Origin of the sequence: Amylibacter marinus (genome assembly GCF_030160015.1) — a bacterium.
Lineage (GTDB): Bacteria > Pseudomonadota > Alphaproteobacteria > Rhodobacterales > Rhodobacteraceae > Amylibacter > Amylibacter marinus.
The window spans coordinates 1-11,395 of record NZ_BSNN01000006.1 but is presented as its reverse complement, the minus strand read 5'-3'; the positions used below and the strand labels follow the sequence as shown (position 1 = coordinate 11,395).

At 49.9% G+C, this 11,395-nt stretch carries 8 protein-coding genes and 1 pseudogene; 6 read left to right on the top strand and 3 right to left on the bottom strand.

The genetic code is table 11. The features are described from left to right. The first annotated feature begins 2 nt into the window (after nucleotides 1-2). A complete protein-coding gene (gene rpoC, locus QQL62_RS10720; RefSeq protein ID WP_284378870.1) occupies nucleotides 3-4,292 on the top strand; it encodes a DNA-directed RNA polymerase subunit beta' in 4,290 nt (1,429 codons plus the stop codon). Between the two features lie 113 nt (nucleotides 4,293-4,405). Here rpoC and QQL62_RS10715 read toward each other — a convergent pair whose 3' ends face one another. From QQL62_RS10715 to QQL62_RS10705, 3 genes are read right to left on the bottom strand one after another with little or no spacing between them, the layout of a single operon-like run. Further along, nucleotides 4,406-5,245 carry a glycosyltransferase gene (locus QQL62_RS10715; protein ID WP_284378867.1) on the bottom strand — a complete coding sequence of 280 codons (840 nt, stop codon included), beginning with the start codon at nucleotides 5,243-5,245 and terminating at the stop codon, nucleotides 4,406-4,408. Beyond that, on the bottom strand, nucleotides 5,238-6,083 hold the full coding sequence (locus QQL62_RS10710; protein ID WP_284378865.1) for a glycosyltransferase: 846 nt from the start codon (nucleotides 6,081-6,083) through the stop codon (nucleotides 5,238-5,240). The genes QQL62_RS10715 and QQL62_RS10710 overlap by 8 nt, the downstream gene beginning before the upstream one ends. Then, the gene (locus QQL62_RS10705; RefSeq protein WP_284378862.1) at nucleotides 6,084-6,833 is read right to left on the bottom strand and encodes a metallophosphoesterase; all 750 of its coding nucleotides are present in this window, start codon (nucleotides 6,831-6,833) and stop codon (nucleotides 6,084-6,086) included. It abuts the gene before it with no gap. A 138-nt stretch (nucleotides 6,834-6,971) separates the two neighbouring features. Here QQL62_RS10705 and QQL62_RS10700 point away from each other — a divergent pair, with 138 nt between their 5' ends. The 5 genes and pseudogenes from QQL62_RS10700 to QQL62_RS10680 all read left to right on the top strand — a co-directional run. Next, entirely contained in the window at nucleotides 6,972-8,000 is a 1,029-nt protein-coding gene (locus tag QQL62_RS10700; protein ID WP_284378859.1) for a hypothetical protein, read from the top strand. A 264-nt stretch (nucleotides 8,001-8,264) separates the two neighbouring features. Beyond that, on the top strand, nucleotides 8,265-8,636 hold the full coding sequence (rpsL, locus tag QQL62_RS10695; RefSeq protein ID WP_008035037.1) for a 30S ribosomal protein S12: 372 nt from the start codon (nucleotides 8,265-8,267) through the stop codon (nucleotides 8,634-8,636). 12 nt (nucleotides 8,637-8,648) lie between these two features. After that, nucleotides 8,649-9,119 (top strand): 30S ribosomal protein S7, encoded by a 471-nt coding sequence (gene rpsG, locus QQL62_RS10690; protein ID WP_284378852.1) that lies wholly within the window; start codon nucleotides 8,649-8,651, stop codon nucleotides 9,117-9,119. Nucleotides 9,120-9,140: 21 nt separating this feature from the next. Continuing rightward, complete coding sequence (gene fusA / locus QQL62_RS10685) at nucleotides 9,141-11,258, top strand: elongation factor G (protein WP_284378850.1); 2,118 nt, start codon at nucleotides 9,141-9,143, stop codon at nucleotides 11,256-11,258. Nucleotides 11,259-11,314: 56 nt separating this feature from the next. Continuing rightward, nucleotides 11,315-11,395, top strand: a pseudogene (locus QQL62_RS10680) (GTP-binding protein); the annotation flags it as partial.

Genomic DNA, 11,395 nt, shown 5'->3' with positions numbered 1-11,395 from the left:
ACATGAACCAAGAAATCACGAACAACCCGTTCAACCCCGTCCAGCCGCCCAAGACATTTGACGAAATTCAAATTTCCTTGGCGTCCCCTGAGCGGATTTTGTCATGGTCTTTCGGCGAGATTAAAAAGCCTGAAACCATCAACTATCGTACCTTTAAGCCAGAACGCGACGGATTGTTCTGTGCACGCATCTTTGGCCCGATCAAAGATTACGAATGTCTATGTGGTAAATATAAGCGCATGAAATATCGCGGCGTTGTCTGCGAGAAATGTGGTGTTGAGGTTACTTTGCAAAAAGTACGCCGCGAACGCATGGGTCATATCGATCTGGCATCTCCAGTGGCGCACATCTGGTTCCTTAAATCATTGCCATCGCGCATTGGTTTGATGCTGGATATGACACTGCGTGAGCTAGAGCGCGTTTTGTATTTCGAGCAATACGTTGTAATCGAGCCTGGCCTAACTGACCTGAATTACGGACAAATGATGTCCGAAGAAGAGTTCATGGAAGCCCAAGATATTTACGGCGAAGATGCGTTCAATGCTGGTATCGGTGCAGAAGCGATCCGCGAGATGTTGTCTAACATCGATCTAGAAGCCGAGGCAGATCAGCTGCGGGATGAATTGGCTGTTGCCACTGGTGAGTTGAAGCCAAAGAAAATCATCAAGCGTTTGAAAGTTGTGGAAGCGTTTATCGATTCAGGCAACCGCCCAGAGTGGATGATCATGACTGTTCTGCCGGTGATCCCACCAGAATTGCGCCCCTTGGTGCCACTTGATGGTGGCCGTTTTGCCACCTCTGACCTGAACGACCTTTATCGTCGTGTGATCAACCGGAACAACCGTTTGAAACGCCTGATCGAGCTGCGCGCACCTGATATCATCGTGCGTAACGAAAAGCGTATGTTGCAAGAGTCTGTAGATGCCTTGTTCGATAACGGCCGTCGTGGTCGCGTGATTACGGGTGCCAACAAGCGTGCGCTGAAATCATTGTCAGACATGCTAAAGGGTAAACAAGGCCGTTTCCGTCAAAACCTTTTGGGTAAGCGCGTTGATTTCTCTGGTCGTTCGGTGATTGTGACCGGCCCAGAATTGAAATTGCATCAATGTGGTCTGCCCAAGAAGATGGCGCTAGAACTGTTTAAGCCGTTTATCTATAGCCGCCTAGAGGCACGAGGGCTGTCATCCACCGTAAAACAAGCTAAGAAAATTGTTGAAAAACAACGCCCAGAGGTTTGGGATATCTTGGACGAGGTGATCCGCGAACATCCTGTGATGCTAAACCGTGCGCCTACATTGCACCGTTTGGGGATCCAGGCGTTCGAACCTGTACTGATCGAAGGTAAGGCCATTCAGCTGCACCCGCTGGTTTGTTCTGCGTTTAACGCGGATTTCGATGGTGACCAAATGGCGGTACACGTTCCACTGAGCCTCGAGGCGCAGTTGGAAGCACGTGTATTGATGATGTCTACCAACAACGTTCTGTCGCCAGCAAATGGTAAGCCAATCATCGTTCCCTCTCAGGATATGATTTTGGGTCTGTACTACATCACCTTGCAACGTGATGGTATGCTGGGCGAAGGCATGACATTTGCCAACCCCCAAGAGGTCGAGCACGCGCTTGATAACGGCTTGGTGCATCTGCATTCAAAGATCACCTGCCGTATGGAGCAGGTGAACGAAGAGGGCGATATCGTTTGGGAACGTTTCGAAACCACCCCTGGACGCGTGCGCCTGGGTGTTAAATTGCCTCTAAATGCAAAGGCCCCATTTGATATCGTGAACCGCTTGGTTCGTAAGAAAGAAGTCTCTGAAATCATTGACGTGGTCTACCGTTACTGTGGTCAGAAAGAATCTGTGATCTTCTGTGACCAGATCATGACCCTTGGTTTCCGCGAAGCGTTTAAGGCTGGTATCTCCTTTGGTAAGGATGACATGGTTATTCCTGACACCAAGTGGACATTGGTAAATGATACGCGTTCACAGGTGAAAGAGTTCGAACAGCAATATATGGACGGCTTGATCACACAGGGCGAGAAATACAACAAAGTTGTTGATGCTTGGTCTAAATCATCCGACGCCGTTGCGGATGCGATGATGGGTGAGATTTCTGCGATGCGTGTTGAAGATGGCGCCGAGCAGGAACCAAACTCTGTTTACATGATGGCGCACTCTGGCGCGCGTGGTTCGCCTGCGCAGATGAAGCAGCTGGGTGGTATGCGTGGATTGATGGCCAAGCCGAATGGTGAAATCATCGAAACACCAATTATCTCGAACTTTAAAGAGGGTCTGACAGTGTTGGAGTATTTCAACTCTACGCACGGCGCTCGTAAAGGTTTGGCGGATACCGCTCTTAAAACTGCGAACTCGGGTTACCTGACCCGTCGTTTGGTGGATGTTGCACAGGATTGTATCGTTCGCGAATGGGATTGTGGCACCGAGAAATCAATCACGGCCCGTGCGGCGGTGAATGATGGCGAGGTTGTTTCATCCATGTCAGAACGTATCTTGGGCCGTGTATTGGCCGAAGATGTGATCCACCCCAAAACAGAAGAGCTGTTGGGCAAGAAAGGTGATCTGGTTGACGAACGTCAGGCAGATATCATCGATGCGGCCAACTTGGTCTCTCTGCAAATCCGTTCTCCTCTGACATGTGAGCTGGAAGACGGTATTTGTGCGGCCTGTTATGGTCGTGATTTGGCCCGCGGTACCCAAGTGAACCCAGGCGAGGCGGTTGGTATTATCGCCGCGCAGTCTATTGGTGAGCCAGGCACACAGCTGACAATGCGTACATTCCACATTGGTGGTATTGCGCAGGGTGGCCAACAGTCGTTCCAAGATGCATCCCAAGACGGTAAAGTCGAAATTCGCAACTCCAATATCTTGGTGAATGCAGATGGCGATCAGGTTGTTATGGGACGTAACGTTGAACTGGTGATCATCGATGAGAATGGCCAAGAGGCTGTGACCCACAAAATGGATTACGGTACCAAGGTTCTGGTTAAAGATGGCGCCAGCATCAAGCGCGGTGACAAGCTGTATGAGTGGGATCCCTATACATTGCCGATCATCGCTGAAAAGGCCGGTGTGGCTAAATTGGTTGATTTGGTTTCAGGTATCTCGGTACGTGATGAAACCGATGACGCCACAGGTATCAGCCAGAAAATCGTATCTGATTGGCGCTCAGCACCCAAAGGTTCCGATCTGAAGCCATCTATCATCGTAGCAGATCCTACGACGGGTGATCCGATGCGCAACGATGCGGATAACCCTGTGCAATATGCCATGTCTGTGGATGCGATTTTGTCAGTAGAGGATGGTCAAACCATCGCCGCTGGTGATGTTGTTGCGCGTATCCCACGCGAAGGCGCCAAGACAAAGGACATTACCGGTGGTTTGCCACGGGTTGCGGAATTGTTCGAGGCACGTCGTCCCAAAGATCACGCGATCATCGCCGAAATGGATGGTTATGTGGAATTCGGTCGTGACTTCAAAAACAAGCGTCGCGTGAACGTGGTTTCTGCAGATGATCCAGAAGTGAAAACAGAATACATGGTGCCTAAGGGTAAGCACATTCCTGTCCAAGAAGGTGATTTCATCCAAAAAGGTGAATACATCATGGATGGCAACCCTGCGCCGCATGACATTCTGAATATTCTAGGTGTAGAGGCGCTGGCCGATTACATGATCGACGAAGTTCAAGATGTTTACCGCCTGCAAGGTGTTAAAATCAACGACAAGCATATCGAAGTGATTGTGCGGCAGATGCTTCAGAAATGGGAAATCACCTCTAGTGGTGGCACAACATTGCTGAAGGGCGAACAGGTCGATAAGGCCGAGTTCGACGAAGCCAATACCAAGGCAGTTGATGCAGGTCGCGAACCAGCAACCGGCGGTCCAATTCTATTGGGTATCACCAAAGCGTCGCTTCAAACACGTTCGTTCATCTCGGCGGCATCTTTCCAAGAAACCACTCGTGTCCTAACGGAAGCGGCAACCAAGGGTAAGAAAGACAAACTGATCGGTCTAAAAGAGAACGTGATTGTTGGTCGCCTTATCCCTGCTGGTACAGGTGGTGCTACGCATCAGATCAAACGCGTTGCGGCAGATCGCGATGCGGTGATTATCGAAGATCACCGCAAGTCAGCCGAGGAGGCGACTGCGCTAATGGCTCCTGCGGCCAGCGATGTTGATGCAAACCAAGTGTTTGGTGATGCCGGCGAAGAGGTGCTGGGCGAGGACATCATGGTTGATTTCGGCGCCGGTGGCGATGGTACAGATCAGCCGATCTGATCGAAATAAAATTAAGGCCCCGCACCAATCGCGGGGCCTTTTTTTTGCCGAGAGTCTGGCCGAAACAGATCGGCAAGCTAGGGTTTGCGCGTTTGTTTTTACGTGAATCTAGCTCACTGATCCGTTTGGGGCGGCGCATCCCCGCGATTCAGCGCTGTTTCCAGAGCATCTGCGTCAATGCCAAAACGCGCGCGTAGCCGCTTTTTGGTGTGGGCGGTTATCGCTGGTAGCTCGGCACATTCGCTCAACAGCATGCGTGAATCGTTAAAATTATTAAAGCTGCGCACAAACATTTCCTGACGCGGATCCACATGCACCTGCATGAAATCGTCCAACCGATAATGCCCCCAGGCAAAGCTGGATTTATTTACCTGTGGAGGAAGAAATACAGCCTGCGAAATTCCGGTTAGTTTTATTTTGCGGGGCTGAGCGCGTAGGTTCTCATGAGATGTTTCCAGTAGGATACCCTTACTGAAATCTAGACCCGCCTTGCCATCCGCCTCAAATGCTTCTTGGCATTCGGGGAATAGTTGCTTGGTTAGTTGAACAAAGTCGCACGCCACCGCATCGTCATCATCTATGCGAAAATGCGCCACTGCATCCACCGCCATATCCTTGTAGGGGGCAATGGCCTTGCGCATTGCCTTGGCGTGGCCTTGGGGTGGGCGGATATCAACGGCAATTTGAGGGATATCCTTGATTAAATGAAACAAACGCTCGAGATAGATTTCTGGCAGGGCCATGCTGGTGACGATAACGACCAAGAAATCCGGATCTGTCTGCGCACGCAAACTGGGTAGGGTGATATGCTCGAACAAAGTAAATCGCTCGTCCATGCGTTTTGGGTCAAACAGGAACTGGCGCCTTTTCTCCAAATCATCAGAGGAATAAGCAAAGCCGCCAGAGCTGTCGTAGGAAAACCGACAAATGCCCAAAGCTTGGATATTAGTCATTTTGGCCAAACCCATGTGGGCGCGGTGCAAAGCCTAATGCCCCATTCAATGCGTGTAGATCGATATGAAATCTGCGCTGTAACACATCACTGAGGTCGCGCTTAGCAGGCTTGAATTTACCTGTTTTGTTACGCGTCCAGCGGCAATCGTTAAACGCATTTACACTACGTACGAACATATGTTTTGTGTCATCCGTCTCAAAGGGCATGTATTCGGCCAATCGGTGGTGAACATAATTCAGCACCGATGTTTTGGCATCGGGGGGTAAATATATCACCAATCCCGCAGTGGCCAGATTTTGAACACAACGACGTATGCGCAGATGATCCTGAGCGCTATCTAGGAAAAACCCTTGGTTGAAATCTAGTCCACACATCTGGTGTTCATCGAATTGGGTCGCACAGCGCGCAAATCCAGCCTTGGCGCGGGCGATGAAATCTAGGGCCACCGCATCGTCATCATCTAACCGAAATTGGGCCACAGCATCGGCGGCGGGATCAATATAGGGGGCCATTGCGTGTTTAACCGCCCAAATATGATCCTCTGGTGAGCGCGCGGCGATGGCGATCTGAGGAATACCATCAACCAACTGCATCAAGCGTTCCAGATAGACATCCGGCATATCTGCGCTGATCAACAACACAATGGTGAAATTTGGGTCACTTTGGGCACGCAAGGAGCGCAGGGTCACATGCTCGAACAGTGCAAAGCGTTCTTCGATCCGCGCGGGTTGGAACAAGTACTCGAGACGCTGTTCCACACTGGCATGTTCCACCTGAAACCCACCAAGGGCCACATAGGAAAACCGGATTATGCCAAGTGCTTGAACCTGTTTCATCTACGCATATTTAATCGGCGCGCGCCCGGTTTCAAGCAAATTCAGAACCTGATCGCCCTGAACAACCACTGCTGACAGAACGTCGCCATATGCGGCACCCGTGTCGATATTGATGCGGTTGATGTAGCGGCTGACCTCGGGCACAATTGTATGCCCGTGAATAATCATCTTTTCCGCTGGTGCTGGGTTTTCCAGCCAGTTCTTGCGAATCCACAAGAGATCATCCTCGGATTGTTCATTCAGCGGGCGATCCAAATTGATCCCCGCATGGCAGAAGAAAAAATGATCGGTCTCGAATGACAGTGGTAGGTTTTTAATGAAATCCAAATGCGCCTGTGGTACGGCGATTTTCGCCTCTTGCAATAGGGCCTCTTTATCCAGCGGGCCCTCTGGCGCGACCTCAATGAAATAAGAGCGCAGTGTATCCCGCCCGCCCATCCGCGGTGTCAGCCAATCATAATCTGGGCGCAGGTTTGCATCCTTGCGATTATAATCCTCGAAAAACCATTGAAACAGCCGATCATGGTTGCCCTTTAGAACGATCCAAGGTTCCCCACGTTCGATCCCAGCCATCAGATAGTCAATCACGCCTTTACTGTCTGGGCGCCGATCCACCAGGTCGCCGATGTGAATGATTTTGTAATTCTCTACCGCATGTCGAGAGATATCTTCGGTAATTCTGGCGTGGATCTGTTTCAATTGAACGAGATCGCCGTGAATGTCGCCTATTGCGTAAAAAGTATCAGTCATATGCTGTGCCTAGCCTTCTGATTGCGCAAGAGCAAGGGTTGGTGTTTGGGATTGCTTGTACATTAGATGCAGGGTGGTTAAACATTCGATGGATTTAAGAGAGTTTGATTTGTGCGGTTTATTGTTCACAGCTTCATAATGTCGATCATTTCGACGCCTAGCCTACTGTGGGACAAGTTCTTTCTTGAGTATAAGCTGGAAATTAAGTCCATGATTGGGGCAGTTGCCATATATTTACTGGCTGCCTTTCTCTACCATCACAATCCAACAGTTTCCACGATGGTGGTTATCGTATTTTTACTGGCATCTATTGGGGTGGTTGTGCCACAGGTGGCCTATCGCATTGCTTCGTTCCATTCCATGCTGAAATTCATGAACATGGCATCCAGATTTGATAAAGATGCGGTGACCTCTGAAAACTTGAAATCAACCTTTACGCAGGTGCCTCTTTATATGGCTTTAACGGGTCTGATCTGTGGGGTTTTGTTCTGGATATACGGTGCGGACTATATGCGTGTGTTTTTCAGTGACCCAAGACAGTTTTGGGACATAGAGATGGAGCGCTTGTTGGAATTAAAGGTGCCTGCATTTGTCGTTGCGCTTGGGGGGTATGTATTGCTGTCGCCGGTCATACAGGCGGTTCTGGCGGTGCCAACTGCTGCGGCAGCATACGGGGCGGATCCAGTGAACAGGTCGTTTGGCGGGTTTTGGGGGGTGGGCCATCGAGCTGTGACTATCCTGCTCAGTAATCTGATCTGGAAAGGAATTCTATTTGCGCTGATTTGGTGCGTGGTGAACCACCAAACCCAAGGAGCGGCGGCTGAAATACTGGGGAAAATATATTCTGAAACCGTGGAGGTCGGGGACATAGACCCCATAGCCGCGGGGCTGAAACAAGAAATAGAATCGTTTGTGGCGGAGCTGCAACGCGAAATGGCGGCCACTGAGAGTGATGATATTCTGTTTGCGTGTATTGCCCTTGTTCACTGGATTGTTGGCGGGCATTTGTTTGCGGCTGGTGCCTGTATGGCCTTTCGCGAGCATCTGGTATGGGTGGATCAACAAATCGCGAAAAATATCCCCAGCGCACAAGAATTAGAACAAAAGGCGCAAAAGCTGAGCCACAATGCCAGAAAGCTATGGCAGAGCCGGATGCCAGATCGATAGAGGCGCCACATTTGATAACAGATTTTGCGAAGTGCTTGGGCGCTGTTGACACCTAAGGCGACTCCGATTATAGCCGCGTTACCTGATGACCAGAGTCTGCTCTGGGCGTCATACAAGCCAAAATTTGGCGGTCATGATCCAGGCCTTTGCCTTGATCCTCTGGAATTTATCGTTGCGAGCTAATGAGGGTTCGGGGCGGTGTCGGGTGCATGATCAGAGATCATGTGCCTATTTATGTTTGAAACGGTCATATGGGGAACCCTAATGCCAACTATACAACAGCTGATCCGCAAGCCGCGCCAGCCAAAAATCAAACGCTCTAAGTCTCAACACCTAGAGTCATGCCCGCAAAAACGCGGTGTATGTACACGTGTTTACACAACAACACCTAAGAAACCGAACTCTGCGATGCGTAAAGTTGCGAAGGTTCGCCTAACAAATGGTTTCGAGGTTATCTCTTACATCCCCGGTGAAAGCCACAACCTGCAAGAGCACTCTGTTGTTCTGATCCGCGGCGGCCGTGTAAAAGATTTGCCCGGTGTTCGTTACCACATCCTACGCGGTGTGTTGGATACCCAAGGTGTTAAAGATCGTAAGCAACGTCGTTCGAAATACGGCGCGAAGAAACCGAAATAAGGGTAGTATATTATGTCTAGACGTCACGCAGCGGTTAAACGCGAAGTTCTACCTGATGCCAAATACGGCAACACGGTTCTGACTAAATTTATGAATAACTTGATGCTGGATGGCCGCAAATCTGCCGCCGAGCGTATCGTATATGGTGCACTTGATCGCGTAGAAGCGAAAATCAAACGCGCACCCGTAGAAGTTTTCGAAGAAGCATTGGAAAACATCAAGCCAGCGGTTGAGGTTCGTTCTCGCCGTGTGGGTGGTGCTACGTACCAAGTTCCTGTTGAAGTGCGCACTGAGCGTCGCGAAGCATTGGCCATTCGTTGGTTGATCAAAGCGTCTCGCACACGCAATGAAAATACCATGGAAGAGCGCCTGGCCGCTGAATTGCTCGATGCAATCAACAGCCGCGGTTCTGCCGTGAAGAAACGTGAAGACACGCACAAAATGGCCGATGCTAACAAAGCATTCAGCCATTACCGCTGGTAATAAAGAAAAGGTCGTAAGCAGATGGCACGCGAATATCCTCTCGAACTATATCGTAACTTCGGCATCATGGCACACATCGATGCAGGTAAGACTACTTGTTCCGAACGTATCCTGTACTACACGGGTAAAGAGCACAACATTGGCGAGGTGCATGATGGCGCCGCGACTATGGACTGGATGGAACAAGAGCAAGAGCGCGGTATTACCATTACCTCTGCTGCGACCACCACATTCTGGGAACGTACCGAAGATGGTACAACACCAGAAACACCTAAGCACCGCCTGAATATCATCGACACACCAGGCCACGTTGACTTCACTATTGAAGTTGAACGTTCTCTGGCTGTTTTGGATGGTGCTGTTTGTGTTCTTGATGCCAACGCAGGTGTTGAGCCTCAAACAGAAACTGTTTGGCGTCAGGCTGATCGTTACAAAGTCCCTCGGATGGTTTTTGTAAACAAAATGGACAAAATCGGCGCGGACTTCTTTAACTGTGTGCGTATGATCGAGGATCGTACTGGTGCGGTTGCTGTTCCTGTTGCTTTCCCAATTGGTGCCGAAACAGAGCTGGAAGGCTTGGTTGATTTGGTAACTATGGAAGAGTGGCTGTGGCAGGGTGAAGACCTTGGCGCATCTTGGGTGAAGGCACCGATCCGTGACAGCTTGGTTGACCAAGCTGACGAATGGCGCGCCAAATTGGTTGAAAACGCCGTAGAGCAAGACGACGATGCCATGGAAGCCTACCTAGAAGGTAATGAGCCCGATGTTGCGACATTGCGCAAGTTGATCCGTCAGGGGTGCTTGTCTATGTCATTCGTTCCTGTGTTGGGCGGTTCTGCGTTTAAAAACAAAGGTGTTCAGCCCTTGTTGAACGCGGTTATCGATTATCTACCATCACCTTTGGACGTTGTTGACTACATGGGCTTTAAGCCAGGTGATGAAGACGAGGTTCGTGATATTGCCCGCCGTGCGGATGATAACATGGCATTCTCTGGCCTTGCGTTTAAAATTATGAACGACCCGTTTGTTGGCTCATTGACGTTCACACGTATCTATTCCGGTACGTTGAACAAAGGCGACACCATGCTGAACTCTACCAAGGGTAAAAAAGAGCGTGTTGGCCGGATGATGATGATGCACTCTATTGATCGCGAAGAGATCACAGAAGCATTTGCAGGCGATATTATCGCGTTGGCGGGTCTGAAAGACACAACAACCGGTGATACAATCTGTGCTGTGAACGAGCCGGTTGTTCTAGAAACAATGACATTCCCAGATCCTGTGATCGAGATTGCCGTTGAACCAAAAACAAAAGCTGACCAAGAGAAAATGTCTCAAGGTCTTGGCCGTCTAGCTGCCGAGGATCCATCCTTCCGGGTTGAGACAGATCTAGAATCTGGTCAAACCATCATGAAGGGCATGGGCGAATTGCACTTGGACATCCTTGTGGATCGTCTGAAGCGTGAATTCAAAGTGGAAGCCAACATTGGTGCGCCACAGGTTGCTTATCGTGAGACAATTTCTCACGAAGCTGAAATTTCTTATACACATAAGAAACAATCTGGTGGTTCTGGTCAGTACGCTGAAGTTAAGATGATGATCATCCCAACTGAGCCTGGCGAAGGTTACTCGTTCGAATCTAAAATCGTTGGTGGTGCTATTCCAAAAGAATACATCCCTGGCGTTGAAAAAGGTATCGAATCTGTAATGGACTCTGGTCCACTTGCTGGCTTCCCAGTGATCGACTTTAAGGTTGAGTTGCTGGACGGTAAGTTCCACGATGTTGACTCGTCGGTTATGGCCTTTGAAATTGCTGGTCGCATGGGTATGCGCGAAGGCATGAAGAAGGCTGGAGCGAAGATGCTTGAGCCAATCATGAAGGTAGAAGTGATCACCCCTGAAGAATACACAGGCGGTATCATCGGCGATCTGACTTCACGTCGCGGCCAAGTTCAGGGTCAAGAGCCTCGCGGCAACGCGATTGCGATTGATGCGAACGTGCCATTGGCAAATATGTTCGGGTACATTAACAACCTACGTTCCATGTCCTCTGGACGTGCGAACTTCACCATGCAGTTCAGCCACTACGAAGCTGTTCCAAGCAATATCTCTGAAGAAATCCAGGCGAAATTCGCCTGATCTGAAACTAACAGGTCAGGCATAGCCGACCGAATTTAACCTAGGAGGCCCTAGTTATGGCAAAAGAAAAGTTTGAGCGTACAAAACCGCATTGCAACATCGGCACAATTGGCCACGTTGACCACGGTAAGACAACA